We start from the raw sequence: 21,304 nt of genomic DNA, 5'->3' as shown, positions 1-21,304 counted from the left end.
ATTTAAAGAGAGATCCCGCCGCTGGCTTCAAGTGCAACCCCATTTACATAGCTAGCTTCATCGCTTGCTAAAAATAAATAGATATTGGCTATTTCTTCTGGAGTTCCGAGTCGCCCGAGCCAACTTCGTCGCTCAATATCGCGCAAAATATTTTCAGGCATCGCGTTGACCATTTCAGTAGCAATAAAACCTGGGCAGACTGCATTCACACGCACTCCTTTAGCCCCGAGTTCTCGGGCCCATGTTTTGGTGAAACCGATGACTCCAAACTTGCTCGCAGCATAGTTTGTCTGCCCAAAGTTTCCATAAATACCAACAACGCTCGAGGCGTTCACGATAGAACCCTGGCCAGCTTCTAACATGTGGGGTACCACCAATTGAGCGCAATTAAATACCCCCTTCAGATTGACATCAATAACTGCATCAAACTGTGCTTCGGTCATCTTGACCAAGCGGGCATCTTGAGTAATGCCTGCGTTATTAATCAAAATATCAATCCGGCCATGGCGCTGCATGATTTGATCTACCGCTGCCTGAATACTCACGCGATCGGTGACATTGACCACATGAGCCTCAGACCCCGGAACTTGATCGACGGCGGCTTTTATTGCCTCTGGATCAATATCCGCAATCATCACCTTTGCACCCTCTTGAGCAAAACGCTTGGCAGTTGCAAAACCAATACCCTTAGCAGCCCCCGTGATGATGGCTACCTTATCCTTTAATCTCATCGGATTGACCCGCTTTCTGGTTTCTGGTTTTTGTCTAATGCTATTTTTTTAATTGCAGTTAAGATTTTCTGATGAATTCCACCGAATCCGCCATTGCTCATGACCAACACGTGATCACCAGGTCTGGCCTCTTGTGCAATTGCTTGCGCTAATGCATCGATATTATCGTAGGCTCTGGCACGATCTGTTTGAGTAATGTTGAGCGGGGATAACACTGTATTTAAATCCCACCCCAATGATTCTTTTCCGGCATCTGCGCCATAGGCAAATATTTTGTCCGCCGCATCTAAGCTAGCCGGTAGCTGGGCTTTCATAACGCCTAGCTTCATGGTGTTCGAGCGTGGCTCGAGCACCGCCAAAATGCGCGCTTGACCTACACGTCGACGTAAGCCATCTACCGTAGTGGTAATCGCGGTAGGGTGATGCGCAAAATCGTCATAGACCGTCACCTCATTTTCAACCCCAATTGTTTCTAGGCGTCGCTTAACGTTTTTAAATTCTGCTAGCGCTCTAGCAGCGTCAGCAGGCGTAATACCAATGTGATTTGCAGACGCAATAGCGGCTAATGCATTGAGTTGATTATGGCGACCCATGACTCCTGAATCCGCTGCCCAGGTCACGGCGGCAAGGGCTTTACCACCCTTCATCACAGTAAAGCCGTCACCTTCTTCAGAGATCAAAGACCATTCATTTTTCTCAGCTTGGCCAAAACGCTCTACTGGAGCCCACGCACCCCGCTCAATCACACGCTCTAAAGCGGGCTCTTCGCCATTGACTACCAGCAAACCATCACTAGGCACCGTTCGCACGAGATGGTGAAATTGGGTTTCGATAGCGGGCAAATCCGCAAAAATATCCGCATGATCAAACTCTAAGTTATTGAGTAAAGCAGTGCGGGGTCGGTAGTGTACGAATTTACTGCGCTTATCAAAAAAGGCTGTGTCATATTCATCTGCCTCAATAACAAAATATTGACCTTCACCTAAGCGAGCTGAGACTGTGAAATTCAGTGGCACGCCACCAATTAGATACCCTGGCTTATATCCGGAAAATTCTAAGATCCAAGCCAGCATGGCTGATGTCGTTGTTTTCCCATGAGTGCCCGCCACTGCCAATACGTGCCTACCAAACAAGACCTGCTCACCAAGCCACTGTGGACCCGAGGTGTATGGGAGGCCCTGATTAAGAATGGCCTCCATCAATGGATTGCCTCGAGAAACCACATTGCCGATCACAAATAAATCGGGCATTGTCTGAAACTGTAATAATTGATCTGGCGAAAATCCCTCAATGAGATCAATGCCCTGGGCTTCAAGCTGTGTACTCATTGGTGGATAAACGTTGGCATCACAGCCGGTAACGCGGTGTCCGGCCTGCCGAGCGATAGCGGCAATACCGCCCATGAAGGTGCCGCAAATGCCTAAGATATGAATATGCATCACTGAATTTTAGCGAAGGAGTTGGAATGAACAGAAGACAATGGGTAATCATCGCCATTACGGGTGCCTTGGCATTACTTGCTGGTGTGCTGACTTCCCAATGGATTTATCAAGCAGGTCTCGCAAAAGATCCAGCAATTAAGGCTTTTTTTGCTAATTCCTGGAAAACACCAGACGGAAATGCTGTTGATACAGCCCAATGGCAGGGGAAAGTCTTAGTCGTGAACTTTTGGGCCTCCTGGTGCCCTCCTTGCGTAGAAGAAATGCCTACCCTAGATAAACTACAGGCTGAGTTTAAAAATCAAAATGTCTTATTTGTTGGCATTGGCATCGATTCACCCTCTAACATTCGTCAATTCTTAGAAAGTACCCCTGTTTCTTATCCCATCGTTATTGGAGGGTTAGAAGGCAGTAGCCTGTCAAAGCAAATGGGCAATGCTCAGGGCGCCCTCCCGTACACCGTTGTAATTGATGCCCAGGGTAAAGCCACTAGCAGTAAGCTTGGCAAGATAAGCGAAGAAGAGCTCAGAAAATACATAAAATCCGCTTTATAAGCATTTTTATTGTGTTTTATCGTCAATTAAATTAGGGTTAGCAGTATTGTGTAAGCATTATTTAAGCCTACTCAACCCCATTTTTTTATTTGAAGCACTTAAAAAATATAAATAAGCGCCACTTTTGGGCTTTTTTACAGGCGTCAGGGTTATACTCATTTAAGAGCTTTGCAAACCGTTTGACAGGGTAAATTCGTATTTTCTTATTGAAAAATTTTCCTTGGCTAAGATATTCAATCTAACTTAACTGTTGCTAAAAAGACTGATAAATGTCAAAAAATATCTCAATTCTTGTTATCCAAGGCCCAAACCTCAATTTACTGGGGACACGCGAGCCAGAGATATATGGCAAAACGACGATGCAAGATATTCATATCAAGCTTGAAGCGATCGCAAAGTCAGCGTCTGTGGATCTATCGACCTTCCAAAGCAATCATGAGGGCGAGTTGATTGACCGTGTTCAAAAAGCTAAACAAGACGGCATCGACTTCATCATCATCAATCCTGGTGCCCTTACCCATACTAGTGTTGCCTTACGGGATGCTTTGGCGGGTGTTGCCATTCCATTCACAGAAGTGCATCTTTCCAATATTCATCAGCGTGAAGAGTTTCGCAAACACTCTTATCTATCTGACATTGCCACTGGCGTCATTTGTGGCTTAGGCCCTATTGGCTATGAGCTGGCCCTACAAGCGGCTGTTGCACGTTTAAACCCATAACTATTTGTTCAGCATTACTAAAAAGGAATCCCTCCCATGGACCTGAGAAAACTCAAAACCTTAATCGACCTTGTTTCTGAATCAGGCATTTCTGAATTAGAAGTCAATGAGGGTGAAGACCGCGTACGTATTGTTAATGCTGGATCCTCAGTGCCAGCGGGCCAGATTGTGTACGCTAACCAGGCTCCGATACAGCAGATGCAAGGCAATCCGGCAGCAATTGTTTCGCCAGCTGCTGAGGCGCTCATTCCTCAAGAAGCTCCGGCTGAAACAGGTTTTGTGGCTCGCTCCCCGATGGTTGGCACTTTCTATCGCGCAGCAAATCCGGAATCTGCAAATTTTGTCAACATAGGCGATACCGTCAAGATTGGACAGACCCTATGCATCATTGAAGCTATGAAACTACTCAATGAGATTGAATCTGAAAAAGATGGCGTAATTAAGCAAATTCTGTGTGAAAACGGTCAAGGGGTTGAATTTGACCAGCCGCTTTTCATCATCACCTAGATCGGCCCATATGTTCACTAAGATCCTCATCGCTAATCGCGGTGAAATTGCACTTCGCATCCAACGCGCCTGTCGTGAGTTGGGAATTAAGACGGTAGTGGTGTATTCAACTGCCGACAAAGAAGCTAAATACGTCAAACTTTCAGATGAAGCCGTTTGTATTGGACCTCCCCCTTCCACCCTCAGTTACCTCAATATGCCGGCCATTATTTCTGCGGCAGAAGTGACTGATGCCGAAGCGATTCATCCAGGCTACGGCTTTCTGTCAGAGAATGCCGATTTTGCAGAGCGGGTAGAAAAATCTGGGTTTTCTTTTATTGGTCCTACCTCGGCATCCATTCGCTTAATGGGTGACAAAGTGTCTGCCAAGCGCGCCATGATTAAGGCGGGCGTTCCTTGTGTACCAGGATCTGAAGGCGCCTTGCCAGATAACCCAAAAGAAATTATTGCCACAGCTAAAAAAGTAGGCTACCCAGTCATCATCAAGGCTGCTGGCGGGGGTGGTGGACGTGGAATGCGTGTTGTTCACACCGAAGCGGCATTAATTAATGCTGTGAATATGACCAAAGAAGAAGCTGGTCGCGCTTTTGGTAATCCAGAAGTCTATATGGAGAAGTTTCTTGAGAAGCCTCGCCATGTAGAAATTCAAATTTTGGCCGATACCCATGGAAACGCTATTTGGCTAGGTGAGCGTGATTGCTCTATGCAGCGTCGCCATCAAAAAGTAATTGAAGAGGCGCCAGCACCGGGTATTGATCGTCGCTTAATCGCCAAAATTGGCGAACGCTGTGCTGAAGCATGCCGAAAAATTGGTTATCGCGGTGCCGGTACTTTTGAATTTCTGTTTGAAGATGATGAGTTCTTCTTTATTGAGATGAATACCCGTGTCCAAGTCGAGCACCCAGTGACTGAAATGATTACCGGTGTTGACATTGTTCAGGAGCAGATTCGGATTGCCGCTGGCCTCAAATTAAGTTACCGCCAAAAAGATATCGTCTTTCGCGGCCATGCGATTGAATGCCGCCTCAATGCAGAAGATCCATTTAAGTTCACCCCTAGTCCTGGTCGCATTGGTTCATTCCATATGCCAGGAGGCCCTGGTATTCGGGTAGATTCCCATGCTTATAGTGGCTATGTAGTGCCCTCTCATTACGATTCTATGATCGGAAAATTGATTGCTTATGGCAATACTAGAGAGCAGGCAATCCGCAGGATGCAAATTGCCCTCTCTGAGATGGTGATCGATGGCATCACCACCAATGTGCCACTGCATCGTGAGCTTATGCTTGATCCCAACTTTATTGAGGGTGGTACCAGCATTCACTACCTGGAGCATCGCCTTGAAGAACAGGCCGCTAGTCGGGGTAAGCCGTAAGTTGTAAGCCAAGAGTTTAAAGCCTTGATCCTGACGTGCAATTCATTTCATCTATGTGGGTAATACATGTCTTATCGTGAGTTAGTTTTTACAGTCCCCGCAGAAATTGCAGAGCCTTTTGGTGATGCTTTGTTAGAGCTAGGTGCACTTTCAGTCACGGTGGAAGATGATGCTGCCGGTGGTTACGATGAGAATCCCCTTTATGGCGAGCCAGGTCTCTCTCCCGAAGTTCAGGCCTGGGATCGCTCCTCGGTCACAGCATTATTTAATCCAGAGATTGATGGTTCTGCAGCCGAACATTTCATTCCAGAACTCTTAAGCTCTCTCAAGGTGGCCGGATTTCATCTACCGACACCTCAAGAAAGAATTGTTGAGGACCAAGATTGGGTACGCTTAACGCAAAGTCAGTTTGCCCCCATTCAAATTGGTGAGCGTATTTGGGTGGTTCCCTCATGGCATGAAGCACCTATCGACCCAAACGCTATTTGTTTAGCAGTTGACCCGGGGCTAGCATTCGGTACGGGTAGTCATCCCACAACACACCTATGCCTACTGTGGCTTGAGCAAAACAGCCAACTTCAAAATCAAAGTCTCTTGGATTATGGCTGTGGATCTGGAATTCTTGCGATTGCCGCAGCAAAATTAGGCTGTAGCCCAGTCGTAGGAACCGATATCGATCCTCAAGCGATGGTGGCTGCTAGCAGCAATGCGGAAATCAATCACACAACAATCCGATTTGTTCTACCCAATGCTGGCGAGCCGGAGTTAGCAGCGCAGACAAAATATGACATCGTGATGGCCAACATCTTGGCAAATCCACTGCAAGTGCTCGCACCTGCACTAGTAAATAAGATGCGTGTTGGCGGAAAAATTGTCTTGTCTGGTGTTCTAGCGCGCCAAGCAGAAGAGGTCATCGCAACTTACAGCCAATGGTTAACCCTAGCTGTCTGGAAAGAGAGTGACGGTTGGGTTTGCTTGCATGGCACCCTCAATGCAAAAATGGATGACACCAATCATTCTTTTGCGGTAACTCAAAAAAAAAGTCTTAAATTTATTGCCTTAGGTCTATTTTTTATTCTGCTCATCCTTTTTGCTGAGCACCTTTCAAGAAATGCACTATTGCCAGCGCTTGCAACCCGCGTTGATGGAACATCTTCACCGATAGCATCAAGTGCATTTTCAATTTTGCAGCAGGTGGATGAAAAATTATGTCGTGCGCTAGGGTGCGTCAATCGCTCTACAAGCGATTTCTCTGCGTGGAAAATAACTACTGCCACCCTTGCGTCAGAAAACTCGCGAGAGGGCCTTAAAACAGCTTCAAATCAATCTGTACTGCAAGTGGAAATACAAAATCGTCTTGCGATCTCTGTTTTATTTCCAAATTTAGAAATTTCTCTCACTGATGCTGAGGAATCTGAAATGAAATTAATTTTGCTGACTCCACAAGATTGGGTACCAAGCGCTTGGCAAACATCGCATCCCAATTTTTTACTTCGCGGCGCTCCCTCTGGTGAAATTTATCGCTTAGAACTGCCGCTATCTCTTCCGCAAAACGCGGCAGGCTATCGCGTTAGGGTTTTTTATCCTTAATTCCTTTGCACCTTAATTCATTCACTCCTTTGCTCCCTCACTCCTTCATTTATCTTTTATTAGAAAGTAACTTATGGCCAGCTTGATCTGCGGCTCAATTGCATACGACACCATCATGAACTTTGAAGGCAAATTTGCCGATCAAATTTTGCCTGAGCAAATTCATATTCTGAATGTGGCCTTTTTAGTACCGACCATGCGCCGCGAATTCGGTGGGTGTGCAGGCAATATCGCTTACAACCTCAATTTACTGGGTGGTGACCCCATCATCATGGCTACCGTCGGAAATGACGCAGGCCCTTACCTAGATCGATTAAAGCAATTGCAGATTGATGCGACACACATTCGTCAAATAGAGACTGGTTTTACAGCCCAAGCCATGATTACTACGGATCAAGCAAATAATCAAATCACGGCATTTCATCCGGGAGCTATGAATGAATCTCATCTCAATTTAGTTTCAGCAGTAATACAAGAGCGTACGCAAAGCGCCAAAGGCACCGCAAAATTTGGCATTGTTGCGCCCGATGGTCGTCAAGGCATGTGGGAGCACTGCCACCAATTAGCCGAAGCTGGTGTTCCATTTATCTTTGATCCAGGCCAAGGTCTGCCTATGTTTAATGGTCCAGAGCTACTAGAGCTGATTGATATAGCCAGCTATCTCGCTGTTAATGACTACGAAGGTGAGATGCTTTCCCAAAGAACCGGACTTAGTCTGGCAACAATTTCAGAAAGAGTGAAGGCTTTGATTGTGACCAAAGGTGCTGAAGGGGCAGATATTTACGTTGACGGCAAATGTATTGCCATTCCGCCCGTGACAGCGGCAAAAATAGTGGATCCCACCGGATGTGGTGATGCATTTCGTGGGGGACTGCTCTTTGGATTAGAGAATGGCATGGACTGGGAATCCACTGGTCGACTGGCCAGCTTAATGGGTTCGATCAAAATTGCCCACCAAGGGCCTCAAAATCATCAAATCAGTAAAGATGAGATTGTGTCTCAATTTAAATCCGCCTTTGGTTTTGCATTCTAAAACCCCATAAGGACTAAAAATTCCCTTTATCTAGGGCATTTGAGGATCAAACGGCAATAAAAAAGGGATCTCGTGAGAGATCCCTTTGAACTTAACCCGCTCACAAGTCAAAACTTATGGGCGTGTAACAGTTGGGAAGGGCCAAGCGGCAGCCGGATTCAACGTAGTTGAAGCGGCAACTTTTTTAGCCACGGGCTTTTTTACTGCTTTGCCCGCTTTCTTCGCAGCAGGCTTACTTACTTTTTTTTTGCTACTTTTTTGGCAGCAGGCTTCTTAGCAGCAGCTTTTTTGGCAGCAGGCTTCTTAGCAGCAGCTTTTTTAGCAGCAGGCTTCTTAGCAGCTACTTTTTTAGCAGCAGGCTTCTTAGCAGCTACTTTTTTAGCAGCAGGCTTCTTTTTTGCTACTTTTTTAGCGGCTGGCTTTTTAGCAGCTACTTTTTTAGCAGCAGGCTTCTTTTTTGCTACTTTTTTAGCGGCTGGCTTTTTAGCAGCTACTTTTTTAGCAGCAGGCTTCTTAGCAGCTACTTTTTTAGCAGCAGGCTTCTTTGCAGCAACTTTCTTCTTGGCGATTGCCATAGTAATACTCCTTCACGTGAAGATGAATACGAACTACCGATTAAGAAAACCCGACCATTCAATCCCGGCTTGCTTTGCAGCATGCTGGGTGACGAGCGAGCTATTCATCGGCGCGCGGCTTGATGCTAGGTGCTGCACGCTAATGAATCTTGGAAAAAAAGCCGTTGCCCCAAGGGACAACGGCTTTTTAAATTTGCTAGAAAAAATAGAGAGAGTAATCCAGACACCCTTGAATAAGGGTTTTCGGATTTGAGTCTGGTTTTGCTGACTTTTAAAACTATCCAACCGTCTAATCTCCTATTTAGCCGGCTATGCACTTTTTAGTAAGCTACTACTCCCAACTTAGTGCACCACCAGTTTGGTACTCAATAACGCGTGTCTCAAAAAAGTTTCGTTCTTTTTTCAGATCAATCATTTCTGACATCCATGGGAATGGATTCTCTTCATTTGGGAACATGGCGTCAAGTCCTATTTGCAAACATCTGCGATTACAGATGTATCTTAGGTAACCTTTGAACATGGGCGCGTTCAATCCGAGCACTCCGCGAGGCATCGTATCTTCGGCATAACGGTACTCTAATTCCACCGCTTTTTCGAAGATCGATTTGATCTCATCTTTGAACTCGGAGGTCCATATCTGGGGGTTCTCCAGCTTAATTTGATTAATTAAATCAATGCCAAAATTGCAGTGCATAGACTCGTCACGCAAGATGTATTGATACTGCTCAGCAGCACCTGTCATTTTGTTTTGACGACCCATTGCAAGTATTTGCGTAAAACCAACATAAAAGAACAAACCTTCCATGACGCAAGCAAAAACAATCAATGAACGAAGCAACTTTTGATCGTTTTCTAATGTACCTGTCTTGAAATTTGGGTCAGTTAATACATTAATAAACGGAATTAAGAACTCATCTTTAGCGCGAATCGATTCAATTTCGTTATACGCATTGAAAATTTCACTCTGATCTAGGCCTAAAGATTCCACAATATATTGATAGGCATGGGTGTGAATCGCTTCTTCAAAAGCCTGGCGCAGTAAGTATTGACGGCACTCTGGGGCAGTAATATGGCGATACGTTCCCAAAACGATATTGTTTGCCGCTAAAGAATCCGCAGTGGTGAAGAAACCAAGGTTGCGCTTAATAATGCGACGCTCATCCTCTGTAAGGCCGTTTGGATCTTTCCAAAGCGCGATATCGCGGTTCATATTGATCTCTTGTGGCATCCAATGGTTTGCACAGCCAGCTAAATACTTTTCCCATGCCCACTTATATTTGAATGGCACAAGCTGATTTACATCAGTCTTGGCATTAATAATGCGCTTATCCGCTACATTGACGCGGCTGGTCATTTTTTCGGCAACGATTGCCGCCAACGGAGCCAAAGCAACCTCATCCATCTTTGGACGCGGCGTCTCTGCAACCATTGGTTGATCGACAAGACCTGATTTTACAAATGCTGGGGCAACTTCTTCTTCCCAATTCAACATAAACTTCTCCCTAATTTTTCTTTTTAGATCCAATAAGCAAATGGCTTATTGGCATGCTTCACATTCTTCAAATCCATCATCACCTGGGCGCATCGTGCACGCCGGACCATCTAATTCTTGAGCTGCTGCCGCTGCATCCGTGCCGTTCACACCGCCGCCGCTAGAAACCGCATTGAGTTGGCCGCCTTTCACAGTAGACTTCTCAATATGAGTCGCCGCCATGGTACGAAGGTAATACGTTGTCTTTAGACCGCGCAACCAAGCCAACTTGTACGTGTCATCTAATTTCTTGCCAGATGCACCACCCATATAGATATTGAGTGACTGCGCCTGATCAATCCACTTCTGACGACGGGATGCTGCTTCAACCAACCAACTTGGCTCTACTTCAAATGCAGTAGCGTACAAATCACGTAAATCTTGTGGAACACGATCAATCTTGGATAAAGTGCCATCAAAGTACTTCAAATCCGCAATCATCACTTCATCCCACAAACCACGATCTTTTAAGTCGCGTACCAAATACTCATTAACTACCGTGAACTCACCTGACAGATTGGACTTCACAAACAAATTCTGGAATGTAGGCTCAATACATGCCGACACACCAATGATATTGGAAATCGTCGCAGTCGGTGCGATGGCAACGCAGTTTGAATTACGCATACCAAACTGCTTAATACGCGCACGTAAACCTTCCCAGTTCATTGTGGAAGAGCTATCAACTTCTAAGTAACCGCCGCGCTGCTCTGCCAACATTGCTACTGAGTCTTGCGGAAGAATGCCGCGATCCCACAATGAGCCCTTATAGGTCGTATAGACGCCCCGCTCTTCAGCCAATTCGTTTGAAGCTTGATAGGCGTAATAACAAACGGCTTCCATCGATGAATCTGCAAACTGCACTGCCTCATCACTAGCGTATGGAATGCGCTGCATGTGCAAGCAATCCTGGAAGCCCATGATGCCCATACCCACAGGGCGATGCTTTAAGTTTGAATTCCGCGCCTTAGCAACCGCGTAATAGTTGATGTCAATTACGTTATCGAGCATACGCATTGCCGTGCGCACTGTCTTTTGCAGTTTCTCGTGATCCAAAATCATTTTGCCAGATGCATCTGTTGTCATGTGTGCCGTTAGGTTCACAGAACCTAAGTTACAAACAGCAATCTCACTTTCATTGGTATTGAGCGTGATTTCAGTACACAAATTTGATGAGTGAACTACGCCAATATGCTGTTGTGGGCTACGGATATTGCAAGGATCTTTAAAAGTGATCCATGGGTGACCCGTTTCAAACAACATGCCTAGCATTTTGCGCCAGAGTTGCTGCGCAGGAATACGGCGGAATGGCTTTAATTGACCATCGTCTGCTTTTTTCTCGTAAGCAACATAAGCCTCTTCAAATGCTTTACCGTACTTGTCATGCAAATCAGGAGTGGTCGATGGTGTAAATAAAGTCCAATCAGCACCCTCCATGACACGCTTCATAAACAAGTCAGGAATCCAGTTGGAGGTATTCATATCATGGGTACGACGACGATCATCGCCCGTGTTCTTACGCAACTCTAAGAACTCTTCAATGTCTAAGTGCCATGTTTCTAAATAAGCACAGACTGCACCCTTACGCTTACCACCTTGATTAACTGCAACTGCCGTGTCGTTCACTACCTTTAAGAAAGGCACAACACCTTGAGACTTACCGTTGGTACCTTTAATATGACTTCCCAAGGCGCGAACATTGGTCCAGTCATTACCTAAGCCACCAGCAAATTTAGATAAGAGTGCATTTTCTTTGAGTGCCTCATAAATGCCTTCCAAATCATCATCTACGGTTGTCAAATAGCAGCTTGATAGCTGCGGACGTGTCGTCGCTGAGTTAAACAAGGTTGGCGTACTGGACATGAAATCAAAAGTAGATAGGATTTCATAAAATTCAATGGCACGACGTTCACGATCTAACTCGTTTAAAGACAAGCCCATGGCAACGCGCATGAAAAACGCTTGTGGCATTTCAATACGGCGATCTTCAATATGCAAGAAGTAGCGGTCGTACAAAGTCTGTAGGCCAAGGTAGTTAAACTGCAAATCGCGGCTTGCGTCTAATGCAGCAGCCAATCTTGGCAGATCAAACTCACGCATACGTGGGTCTAACAACTCAGCGGTAATGCCTTCATTAATGTAACTAGCAAAGTAAGGGGCATATTCCGCCTGCATATCGCCTTGCAATACTTCGCGACCCAAAATTTCTTTACGGATCACGTGCATCAAAATACGTGCAGTAACCTGGCTATACGCTGGGTCATTTTCAATGAGGGTACGTGAAGCCAAAATAGCGGAGTCGTATACCTGCGCCAATGGCACGCCATCATATAAGTTCTTGATGGTTTCGGTAATGATCGGGCCTGCAACGATTTGAGTACCCAAACCTTCGCAGGCAGCCTCAATAATCGTACGCAAAGCCGCCATATCGAGCCATTTCTCCTGGCCGTTATCGTTCACCTTCAGTCCAGATTGGGCAGCATCGGTCGCGGCCTGACTTTCTTGCGCGGCACCTTGCTGAGTGGCACGCTCTTGATTTCGCTTTTCGCGATACAAGACATACGCACGAGCAACGTTATGCTCGCCACTGCGCATCAAAGCTAATTCAACTTGATCTTGGATATCTTCAATATGAAAAGTGCCGCCATTGGGACGACTGCGCAATAAGGCGCGAACGACCGCATGGGTTAACTGTTCTACTTGCTCGCGAACACGTGCTGAAGCCGCACCTTGACCACCATTGACCGCCAAAAATGCTTTTGTGACCGCGATCGCAATTTTAGAGGGCTCGAATGCCACAACAGAACCATTGCGTCGAATAATTTTGTAGTCGGACAGCTGAGTGGCTTGGCCACCACCAATACCGCCTGCAATAAAGCCGGCAGATGGGGTCTGACTCATCGAGTCCGAAGGGTTCATTCCTGGGTTATTGCTACTGGTAGTTTGTTCTGCTGTCTGAGGGTTAGCGTATGTCATCTGTTTCCTGCTTATTTATAGTTATTTGGACAAAAAATTATTAAAAATTAAGGGGGTAAAACTGTCTCCAACCACTACATCTAGTGTCTGAAATTGAATTTGGTACTAAGTATAGGGAATAAATGGGAATTTAGAAATCAATTATCTCAAATAATTGTAAGTATTTTCCCTAGGATTTCGGCTTATTTTGGGGCCACTTTGGTGCAGGATATTCTCCCCTATTCATGCAAAGGGCAAGAAAGTGAGCAAGTACTCACGTACTAAAAATTAGTACTAGCGGGAATGCAATCCAAAGGGTAATTTTTCTGATGAGATGTTGCTTTTTGTCCGAAACTTTTCCCAGTCGAAGGAGATGCCTGGATCTGTTTTTCTATTTGGAGCGATATCACTATGTCCAGCAAAAGCAAGATTTGGGTACATTGACTGCAATTGCCCCGATAAGGTTGCTAGCGACAAATATTGAATTTCTTCAAAAGGATGGTTGCCATCACCCTCTAATTCCACTCCAATCGAAAAATCATTGCACTTCTCGCGCCCCAAGAAAGATGAAAGCCCCGCATGCCAAGCCCTGTTGTGGGTTGACACTAATTGAAAAATCTCGCCACTGCGAGCAATCAAAAAGTGACTGGAAACAGTCTGATCAGCGATTTCTTCAAAGTAGGGGTCTAAAGCAGAATCCAGCTTATTTTGAAAAAAATCAACCACAAATTGAGTACAACGGCCCTTAACGAAGCCCCCTGGGGGCAAGCTGATGTGATGAATGACCATTAAATCAGGATTCGTACCCTCCGGTCTGGCGTCTTGATTTGGGGACACTCTCCAAAGAGCAGATCCCAGCCAACCTGAGGCATCGATCGCATTCAGATGCCCCATAGAACAGTAATACCGCTCTTCATTGATGAGGGCGCTTGATTTTGGTAAATGCAATTGGCAGTACTGACATTGCACCATCGCTTCAGGAGCTGACCTTTTAGGCTGCAGAGCGCAATCTCCTAAATCCTGGTTCGCGCTGACTTTCGCCCGATTTTTGCCTTTAAACCATAGATAAAAAATGATCACACCAGCAAATAATAAAATCCACTTAGTCAAAATATCACGCTCTGTGAAGAATCACTTCTAAAACAAATCGACTACCTGCGTAGGCCAGTAACAATGCCGTATAGGCGCTCAGGACCCAACGTAGGGCGACGCGCCCTCGCAAACCGACACTCCAGCGCGCAATTAACAAACTGCCAAATAAAAACCAAGAAAGTAAGGCAAAGATTGTTTTGTGATCAAAAACCAAAGGTTTGCCAAATAGGGTTTGCGAGAACAGCAGGCCTGAGAATACCGTCAGACTTAAAAGTGCAAAACCCACATAGAGTAAATTAAATAGGAGACTTTCCATCGTCATCAACGGTGGCAGATCTTCCAGCCAATGCGCTGAGCGGCCTCTGGGGGCAATTGCTAATTGGCGATGTAAGGCACGGTCTTGCACGGTCATTAAAATGGCATGCATTGCTGCCAGGGTTAGTAAACCAACCGCAATCGTAGCCACAATAAAGTGCCCTTTAAACCAGGGGTCCGAGACGGCAGTAGGTGAAATAATCGTTCCGGAAAATAGCAACGGTAGAGTGGAGCACAGCAGCGCAAAAAATAAAACCATCCAACGCAAACTGGCGATAGGTAAAAACCAAGATTGAAACCAGTAAAACGCGAGCCCGACCCACGCTATTAAAGAAAGGTCTTGTGCAAAGCCAAAGACAAAGCCCTGTGCCGTGAAAACAGAGTCATGTAGTTGTAAACCATGAATCAGCAAAGCCAGCAGAATGGTGGCCTGAATGAGAAAAGTGAATACGGGAGGCTCGACTTTTGCCTTGGATCTCCAACTTAAAAAAGTCAAAAGAAACAAATAAATTGTGAATGGGAGCCATCCGCTGCCCGAGTAACCTAAAATGTCCATCTGGAAAGTCTAATCGATAAATGCTAGAGAACCTCACTGATCGCCTATCTCGTGTTGTAAAAACAATGCGTGGAGAGGCTCGCCTCACCGAAAGTAACACGTCAGAAATGTTACGGGAGATCCGCCTTGCCTTACTGGAGGCTGACGTAGCGCTTCCTGTCGTGAAATCTTTACTCGAACAAATCAAATTTAAAGCCCTAGGTGAAGAGGTTGTTGGCAGCCTTAGTCCAGGCCAAGCTTTAGTGGGAGTAGTCCAGCGCGAACTTGCCCAAGTCATGCGTGGCGATGGCGCACAAGCTGGGGAGCTCAATTTAGCGACCCAACCACCGGCAGTCATACTGATGGCGGGCCTCCAAGGTGCGGGTAAAACGACTTCAGTCGGCAAGCTAGCTAAGTACCTACAAGAGAAGAAGAAAAAGAAGGTTTTAACAGTCTCCTGTGACGTCTACCGCCCAGCAGCGATTGAGCAGTTAGAGATGGTCACCAAACAAGTAGGTGCTGAGTTTTTTCCGAGCAATATCAATCAAACGCCAAATGCAATAGCACTTGCCGCCTTAGATTGGGCGCGACGTCATTATTTTGATGTTTTATTAGTCGATACGGCTGGACGCCTGGGTATCGATGAAGCATTAATGCAAGAAATCAATACTCTGCATACCAGCCTAAATCCTATTGAGACCCTATTTGTAGTTGATGCCATGTTGGGGCAGGATGCTGTCAACACAGCCAAAGCATTTCATGAAGCTCTTCCACTCACTGGCGTGATCTTAACCAAGCTAGATGGTGATGCTCGTGGAGGCGCCGCATTATCAGTACGTCAAATCACTGGGGTGCCACTTAAATTTATTGGTGTCGCCGAAAAAATGGATGGCCTTGAGGCATTTGATGCTGATCGTATGGCTAACCGTATTTTGGGCATGGGTGACATTCTGGCGCTTGTTGAACAAGCTCAACAAAACGTTGATGTTGCCAAAGCAGAAAAGTTAGCCGGCAAAATTGCCAAGGGCGGATTTGATTTAGGTGACTTCAGAGATCAACTATCTCAAATGCAAAAAATGGGCGGCATGGCCAGCTTGATGGATAAATTGCCAAGTCATATGGCACAAGCAGCCTCTAAAACTAATCTGAGTGTTGCCGATAAGCAAACACAGCGGATGCGCGGCATCATCGATAGCATGACCCCACGCGAACGCATGAAGCCCGAATTACTGAAAGCCAGCCGTAAACGCCGCATTGCTGCCGGTGCCGGTGTTCAAGTACAAGAAGTCAACCGCCTACTAGCGCAGTTTGATCAAATGCAAACGATGATGAAACAGTTTAAAGGTGGCAAGATGGCACGCACGATGGCGTCGATGGCTGCAAAAGGAGCCGCCAAAGGACTTGGCGGCTTGTTTAAGAAGTAATTCAGAAGTAATCAAGCAATCAATTGCTTTGCAGTCTGTACTGCTGCAATAACTTTCTCCTTAATCTCTGACAGTGGAATATTTTGGGATTCTGCATCCGTACGCCCCTTAAATTCCGCCTGAGAATCTGCCAAGCCACGGTCGCCGATAACCACCCTGAATGGCACTCCGATCAATTCCCAATCAGCGAACATGACACCCGGTCTCTCGCCACGATCATCCAGAACTACATCGATTCCAGCGGCGACTAATTCACCATGCAATTGATCTACGGCAGAACGCACAGCCTCTGACTTATCGTAGCCCATTGGGCAGATCACCACTTCAAATGGAGCCATTGAAATCGGCCAAACAATGCCGCGCTCATCATTGCCTTGCTCAATAGCAGCCCCTAGCAAACGCGTTACGCCGATACCATAGCAACCCATTACCATCGGTTGCGCTTTGCCCTGTTGGTCTAAATAGGTACAACCCATCGCTTCAGAGTAACGAGTGCCTAGCTGAAACACATGCCCAACCTCAATACCGCGACAAATATCTACCGCACCCTTGCCGTCAGGAGAGGGATCGCCTACCACCGCGTTACGAAGATCCATAACCATAGGCTCTGGTAAGTCTCGACCCCAGTTCACCCCAGTCAAGTGGTATCCAGACTCGTTCGCACCGCAAACAAAATCAGCCATATGGGCAACAGTATGGTCTGCAACGATCGTGACAGACGGAGCAATACCGACCGGGCCTAAATAACCTGCCAGTGAATTGCATGCAAGTTTAATTTCTGCCTCGGTTGCAAAGCGCGATTGCGCCATACCGGGAATCTTGCTCGCCTTAATTTCATTTAACTCGTGATCTCCCCGAATCAACAGCATAAATAAGGCGGCTTCACCCTCTGTTTGCTCTGCAGCAAATAGCAATGACTTCACTGTTTGCTCAAGTGGCAATCCTAAGAATTTTGCAACGTCAGCGCAATGGGTTTGATCTGGCGTCGCAATTTTTGTCATATCTTTCGTAGCATCGGCGCGCACCGCTAACAAGGAAAGCGATTCTGCCGCCTCGAGATTGGCTGCGTAATCTGAGTTCGGGCAATACACAATTGCATCTTCACCAATATCGGCAATGACGTGAAACTCCTGACTACCAGACCCGCCAATAGCGCCGTTATCCGCAGTAACTGCGCGAAACTTCAAACCCATCCGAGTAAAAATACGGGTGTATGCATCAAACATGATTTGATAAGACTTCTTTAATCCTTCGGTATCACGATCAAAGGAATAAGCATCTTTCATACTAAACTCACGACCACGCATAATGCCGAATCGAGGACGGCGCTCATCTCGGAACTTGGTTTGGATTTGGTAAAAATTAACTGGGAGTTGCTTATAGCTTTTGATTTCGTTACGCGCTAAATCCGTCACCACTTCTTCAGAGGTAGGCTGAATAAGAAAATCGCGGTCATGACGATCCTTGATGCGGAGTAACTCCGGCCCCATCTCTTCCCAACGACCGGTTTCTTGCCATAGCTCAGCAGGCTGAATCATAGGCATCAATAACTCGATCGCACCAGCACGATTCATTTCGTCACGAATAATGCTTTCGACCTTACGAATGACCTTTAACCCTAGCGGCAAGTAATTATAAATACCAGCATTAAGCTTACGGATTAGGCCGGCGCGCACCATCAGCTTGTGCGAAACCACCTCAGCGTCCGAAGGGGCTTCTTTAAGTGTGGCGAGGAATGACTGTGATGCTTTCATGTATGGATATAATCAAATCATTGATTTTAAAGGATTTGAGACGCGATCATGCTTGACCGTGAAGGATATCGACCCAATGTCGGCATAGTCCTCCTCAACGACCTAAACGAGGTTTTCTGGGGAAAACGCGTTGGGCAGCATTCGTGGCAGTTCCCGCAAGGCGGAATTCAGCATGGTGAAAGCCCTGAACAAGCCATGTATCGCGAATTGCAAGAGGAAGTGGGTTTGCTGCCAGAACACGTCCAAATCATTGGGCGAACAAAGGATTGGCTTCGTTACGAAGTCCCTGAGGAGCTTTTACGCCGCCAACACACCAGCAGAGCCCATCGCGTGAACTACCGCGGTCAAAAACAAATTTGGTTTTTATTGCGCTTAGTGGGTCAAGACCATAATATTGACCTGAATGCCTCCGAGCATCCCGAATTCGATTCATGGCGCTGGGTTCCTTTTTGGATTCAACTCGATAGCGTGATTGATTTCAAGCGCGAGGTTTATCAATTAGCCCTTTCTGAGCTGGCAAGATACCTTTCCAAAGGTATTCGGATGCAACAGCTGGCTTGGGGCTCGCCACTAGACTTGTTTCAATCTTTTTATGCAGACGAAGCCAATCAATCCAATGATACAAAACCGACCGATAAGCCATGACAACACATTATTTTGACCGCATTGCTCTGTATTCTTTTGGCTTAGCGTTGTGTACCGCTTTAGCGGGCTGCGCCGGTGACCCGCTAGAAAGTGGGGTCGATCCTTTTGCGCCGATGATTTTTAAGGAAGGGAGCACGGCTATGCCCTTGAACCCACCCAATAAAGCGAGCCTGCAGCCATTTTACGTTTCTCAGCAAACGGTTTTTAAGTTTGCAGTAGATACCGACTCGATTCTCATTGGTGCAGACGGCATTACTCGATATACGGTTGTGCTAACCAGCCCGAACGGAAACACCCAGACCCAATATGAGGGCATCCGCTGTGATTCTTTTCAGTGGCGCTTATATGGCACATTCGATAACAACAAATGGCAAGAAAATCCACTGAGCACTTGGTTGCCCATTAAAGACCACACCCCTAATCGGTATCAAGCCGCATTGGCTCAGGGCGCTTTTTGTAGTTTTAATACCCAAGAGAAAGACCTGAAATCAATCGTCAAATCGCTCAATCCGAATGGCTTTACAGGTCAAACAAAACCGACGAATTCTTTTGGAGTAGTGAATTAATTCATTGAAGAAAAAACCACTTAGCTATTTGTAAAGCAGTGCTTAAGCTGCGGTAAGGCGAGTGCCCATTTTTTCACCGTTAATTAAGCGGGTGAGTACCTGTGTTTCATGACCAGAAGCGATCACGGTAGAGGCGCCTGTTTGTGCTGCTACTTTTGCAGCAAGTACCTTGGTTAGCATGCCGCCTTTACTCAGTTCACTAGCAGCGCCACCGGCCATTTTTTCTAAAGCAGGATCTCCCGCTACCGCTGTGTTTAGCAAAGTAGCACTAGCATCTTGACGTGGATCGGCAGTAAACAATCCACCTTGATCCGTCAAAATCACGAGTAGATCGGCGTGCACTAAATTCGTTACTAGTGCAGCTAAGCTATCGTTGTCACCAAACTTGATTTCATCCGTAACAACGGTGTCATTTTCGTTGATGATGGGAACCACACCCAACTCAAGCAAAGTCTCCAGAGTGGCCTTTGCATTTGCGTTGCGTTCTGCATCGGCTAAATCGGCATTGGTTAATAAAACCTGTGCGCTTCGTAAATTAAACCGCGCAAAGCAGCTTTCGTACACCTGAACCAGACCCATCTGGCCGACAGCCGCAGCTGCTTGTAATTGATGAATGTCTTGTGGGCGCTTAGTCCAACCCAATCGCTGCATTCCTTCAGCGATTGCCCCAGAGCTCACCATTAAGACTTCGTGACCCGCGCCCAATAATGTCGCTATTTGTTCAGCCCATTTCGCTATGGCAGCATGATCCAAACCCTCGCCATTATTAGTGACGAGGCTTGATCCGACTTTGACAACAATCCGCTGGGGTTTCTGAATATCCATATTGAATGTGAATTTCAAATAAAACTAATTAATCTGGGGTTTTGTCTTCTGGATGATCTTGATAGCGAGGATCTGCAGCACGCTCATCTGCATCGTCCCGATCTTTTCGAACAGAATCTAAATAATCTTGCAAGGCATAGCAAAGCTTATCGCAACCCAATCCCGTTAAAGCAGAAATCTCAAATACAGGGCCAGTCCACTTAAACTTTTTAATAAAGTTAGCCACTACCTTCGCACGATCCTCTTCAGGAATCATGTCGACTTTATTCAGAACCAACCAACGGGGTTTCTCAACAAGTGCCTCGTCGTACTTACGCAACTCATTCACAATCGCTTTGGCATCTGCTACGGGGTCAATATTGTCATCGAAAGGTGCCACGTCCACCAGATGCAAGAGCACACCAGTGCGTTGCAAATGCCTTAAGAATCGATGTCCCAAACCAGCGCCCTCTGCAGCACCTTCAATCAAGCCAGGAATATCTGCAATGACAAAACTGCGCTCACTACCTACTCGCACTACGCCTAAATTAGGATGTAAGGTAGTAAATGGGTAATCAGCAATTTTGGGACGTGCATTAGAAACCGCTGTAATCAGAGTGGACTTACCAGCATTAGGCATGCCTAACAACCCGACATCAGCCAAGACTTTCAATTCTAATTTGAGTTTGCGGCGCTCGCCATCTTTACCGTTAGTCTTCTGACGTGGAGCTCGGTTAGTACTACTTTTAAAGTGAATATTTCCCCAGCCACCAACGCCACCTTGAGCTAAGCAGAGACGCTCACCGTGGGTAGTTAAATCAGCAATGGGTTCACCTGTGTCGTAGTCAGCAATGATGGTGCCTACTGGCATCCGCAATTCAATGTCATCACCTGCGCGACCATAGCAATCGGCACCACGGCCAGGTTCCCCATTTTTTGCAGTGTGGGTTTTAGCGTAGCGATAGTCGATCAGCGTGTTGATATTGCGATCAGCCGTAGCCCAGACGCTTCCGCCCTTGCCGCCATCGCCACCATCAGGCCCACCGAATTCGATAAACTTTTCGCGGCGCATAGAGGCGCTTCCGGCGCCACCTTGGCCAGCAATCACTTCAATACGTGCTTCGTCAATAAATTTCATGAATAAAAAAGGCCTCGCTTAG

At 46.3% G+C, this 21,304-nt stretch carries 16 protein-coding genes and 3 pseudogenes; 9 read left to right on the top strand and 10 right to left on the bottom strand.

Annotated features, from left to right (window positions below; genetic code table 11):
- Nucleotides 1–2: 2 nt before the first annotated feature.
- Complete coding sequence (locus tag QUD86_RS01110) at nt 3–731, bottom strand: beta-ketoacyl-ACP reductase (protein WP_286297412.1); 729 nt, start codon at nt 729–731, stop codon at nt 3–5.
- The gene (gene mpl, locus QUD86_RS01105; RefSeq protein ID WP_286297411.1) at nt 728–2,170 is read right to left on the bottom strand and encodes a UDP-N-acetylmuramate:L-alanyl-gamma-D-glutamyl-meso-diaminopimelate ligase; all 1,443 of its coding nucleotides are present in this window, start codon (nt 2,168–2,170) and stop codon (nt 728–730) included. The genes QUD86_RS01110 and mpl overlap by 4 nt, the downstream gene beginning before the upstream one ends.
- A 26-nt stretch (nt 2,171–2,196) precedes the next feature.
- Here mpl and QUD86_RS01100 point away from each other — a divergent pair, with 26 nt between their 5' ends.
- From QUD86_RS01100 to QUD86_RS01070, 6 genes and pseudogenes are all read left to right on the top strand, one after another.
- Nucleotides 2,197–2,724: a TlpA family protein disulfide reductase gene (locus QUD86_RS01100; RefSeq protein WP_286297409.1), complete on the top strand. Its 528-nt coding sequence runs from the start codon at nt 2,197–2,199 to the stop codon at nt 2,722–2,724.
- Nucleotides 2,725–2,993: 269 nt separating this feature from the next.
- Nucleotides 2,994–3,443, top strand: coding sequence for a type II 3-dehydroquinate dehydratase (aroQ, locus tag QUD86_RS01095; RefSeq protein ID WP_286297408.1), 450 nt, complete (start codon nt 2,994–2,996; stop codon nt 3,441–3,443).
- Between the two features lie 36 nt (nt 3,444–3,479).
- Nucleotides 3,480–3,950, top strand: a complete 471-nt coding sequence (accB, locus tag QUD86_RS01090) for an acetyl-CoA carboxylase biotin carboxyl carrier protein (RefSeq protein WP_286297407.1) — start codon at nt 3,480–3,482, stop codon at nt 3,948–3,950.
- A gap of 10 nt (nt 3,951–3,960) precedes the next feature.
- Nucleotides 3,961–5,325 (top strand): acetyl-CoA carboxylase biotin carboxylase subunit, encoded by a 1,365-nt coding sequence (gene accC / locus QUD86_RS01085; RefSeq protein WP_286297406.1) that lies wholly within the window; start codon nt 3,961–3,963, stop codon nt 5,323–5,325.
- A 66-nt stretch (nt 5,326–5,391) separates the two neighbouring features.
- A pseudogene (gene prmA / locus QUD86_RS01080) lies at nt 5,392–6,312 on the top strand (50S ribosomal protein L11 methyltransferase); the annotation flags it as partial.
- Nucleotides 6,313–6,988: 676 nt separating this feature from the next.
- On the top strand, nt 6,989–7,948 hold the full coding sequence (locus QUD86_RS01070) for a carbohydrate kinase family protein (RefSeq protein ID WP_286297405.1): 960 nt from the start codon (nt 6,989–6,991) through the stop codon (nt 7,946–7,948).
- A gap of 114 nt (nt 7,949–8,062) precedes the next feature.
- Here the strand turns inward: QUD86_RS01070 and QUD86_RS01065 are convergent.
- The 5 genes and pseudogenes from QUD86_RS01065 to QUD86_RS01045 all read right to left on the bottom strand — a co-directional run bounded on the left by QUD86_RS01065 (nt 8,063) and on the right by QUD86_RS01045 (nt 14,912).
- Nucleotides 8,063–8,523: pseudogene (locus tag QUD86_RS01065) on the bottom strand (histone H1-like DNA-binding protein).
- A gap of 331 nt (nt 8,524–8,854) precedes the next feature.
- Entirely contained in the window at nt 8,855–10,015 is a 1,161-nt protein-coding gene (locus QUD86_RS01060) for a ribonucleotide-diphosphate reductase subunit beta (RefSeq protein WP_286297403.1), read from the bottom strand.
- Nucleotides 10,016–10,060: 45 nt separating this feature from the next.
- Nucleotides 10,061–13,030, bottom strand: a complete 2,970-nt coding sequence (locus QUD86_RS01055) for a ribonucleoside-diphosphate reductase subunit alpha (protein WP_286297402.1) — start codon at nt 13,028–13,030, stop codon at nt 10,061–10,063.
- Between the two features lie 273 nt (nt 13,031–13,303).
- The gene (gene ampD / locus QUD86_RS01050; protein WP_286297401.1) at nt 13,304–14,119 is read right to left on the bottom strand and encodes a 1,6-anhydro-N-acetylmuramyl-L-alanine amidase AmpD; all 816 of its coding nucleotides are present in this window, start codon (nt 14,117–14,119) and stop codon (nt 13,304–13,306) included.
- A 4-nt stretch (nt 14,120–14,123) separates the two neighbouring features.
- A complete protein-coding gene (locus QUD86_RS01045; protein ID WP_286297399.1) occupies nt 14,124–14,912 on the bottom strand; it encodes a cytochrome C assembly family protein in 789 nt (262 codons plus the stop codon).
- An 80-nt stretch (nt 14,913–14,992) separates the two neighbouring features.
- On the opposite strand from QUD86_RS01045, the gene ffh reads away from it, so the two are divergent.
- The gene (gene ffh, locus QUD86_RS01040; protein ID WP_286297398.1) at nt 14,993–16,375 is read left to right on the top strand and encodes a signal recognition particle protein; all 1,383 of its coding nucleotides are present in this window, start codon (nt 14,993–14,995) and stop codon (nt 16,373–16,375) included.
- An 11-nt stretch (nt 16,376–16,386) separates the two neighbouring features.
- On the opposite strand, the gene QUD86_RS01035 is transcribed toward ffh, so the two are convergent.
- Nucleotides 16,387–18,129, bottom strand: a complete 1,743-nt coding sequence (locus QUD86_RS01035; protein ID WP_286297397.1) for a proline--tRNA ligase — start codon at nt 18,127–18,129, stop codon at nt 16,387–16,389.
- A gap of 48 nt (nt 18,130–18,177) precedes the next feature.
- On the opposite strand from QUD86_RS01035, the gene QUD86_RS01030 reads away from it, so the two are divergent.
- Complete coding sequence (locus tag QUD86_RS01030; RefSeq protein ID WP_286297395.1) at nt 18,178–18,774, top strand: RNA pyrophosphohydrolase; 597 nt, start codon at nt 18,178–18,180, stop codon at nt 18,772–18,774.
- Complete coding sequence (locus QUD86_RS01025) at nt 18,771–19,340, top strand: CNP1-like family protein (protein ID WP_286297393.1); 570 nt, start codon at nt 18,771–18,773, stop codon at nt 19,338–19,340. The genes QUD86_RS01030 and QUD86_RS01025 overlap by 4 nt, the downstream gene beginning before the upstream one ends.
- Nucleotides 19,341–19,388: 48 nt before the next feature.
- Here QUD86_RS01025 and proB read toward each other — a convergent pair.
- Nucleotides 19,389–20,165, bottom strand: a pseudogene (proB, locus tag QUD86_RS01020) (glutamate 5-kinase); the annotation flags it as partial.
- Nucleotides 20,166–20,193: 28 nt separating this feature from the next.
- A complete protein-coding gene (gene obgE, locus QUD86_RS01015; RefSeq protein WP_100379365.1) occupies nt 20,194–21,282 on the bottom strand; it encodes a GTPase ObgE in 1,089 nt (362 codons plus the stop codon).
- Nucleotides 21,283–21,304 lie beyond the last annotated feature (22 nt).

The organism is Polynucleobacter sp. TUM22923 (assembly GCF_030295705.1).
GTDB lineage: Bacteria > Pseudomonadota > Gammaproteobacteria > Burkholderiales > Burkholderiaceae > Polynucleobacter.
The sequence above is the reverse complement of the archived record's forward strand: the minus strand, read 5'-3'. Positions and strand labels throughout refer to the sequence as shown.

Excerpts from the sequence above, each read along its gene's own strand:
- QUD86_RS01030 (WP_286297395.1), top strand. The coding sequence starts at position 18,178 with ATGCTTGACCGTGAAGGATATCGACCCAATGTCGGCATAGTCCTCCTC.
- obgE (WP_100379365.1), bottom strand. The coding sequence starts at position 21,282 with ATGAAATTTATTGACGAAGCACGTATTGAAGTGATTGCTGGCCAAGGT.
- aroQ (WP_286297408.1), top strand. The coding sequence starts at position 2,994 with ATGTCAAAAAATATCTCAATTCTTGTTATCCAAGGCCCAAACCTCAAT.
- mpl (WP_286297411.1), bottom strand. The coding sequence starts at position 2,170 with ATGCATATTCATATCTTAGGCATTTGCGGCACCTTCATGGGCGGTATT.
- QUD86_RS01110 (WP_286297412.1), bottom strand. The coding sequence starts at position 731 with ATGAGATTAAAGGATAAGGTAGCCATCATCACGGGGGCTGCTAAGGGT.
- accB (WP_286297407.1), top strand. The coding sequence starts at position 3,480 with ATGGACCTGAGAAAACTCAAAACCTTAATCGACCTTGTTTCTGAATCA.
- QUD86_RS01025 (WP_286297393.1), top strand. The coding sequence starts at position 18,771 with ATGACAACACATTATTTTGACCGCATTGCTCTGTATTCTTTTGGCTTA.
- QUD86_RS01060 (WP_286297403.1), bottom strand. The coding sequence starts at position 10,015 with ATGTTGAATTGGGAAGAAGAAGTTGCCCCAGCATTTGTAAAATCAGGT.
- QUD86_RS01055 (WP_286297402.1), bottom strand. The coding sequence starts at position 13,030 with ATGACATACGCTAACCCTCAGACAGCAGAACAAACTACCAGTAGCAAT.
- accC (WP_286297406.1), top strand. The coding sequence starts at position 3,961 with ATGTTCACTAAGATCCTCATCGCTAATCGCGGTGAAATTGCACTTCGC.
- QUD86_RS01070 (WP_286297405.1), top strand. The coding sequence starts at position 6,989 with ATGGCCAGCTTGATCTGCGGCTCAATTGCATACGACACCATCATGAAC.
- QUD86_RS01100 (WP_286297409.1), top strand. The coding sequence starts at position 2,197 with ATGAACAGAAGACAATGGGTAATCATCGCCATTACGGGTGCCTTGGCA.
- QUD86_RS01035 (WP_286297397.1), bottom strand. The coding sequence starts at position 18,129 with ATGAAAGCATCACAGTCATTCCTCGCCACACTTAAAGAAGCCCCTTCG.
- ffh (WP_286297398.1), top strand. The coding sequence starts at position 14,993 with ATGCTAGAGAACCTCACTGATCGCCTATCTCGTGTTGTAAAAACAATG.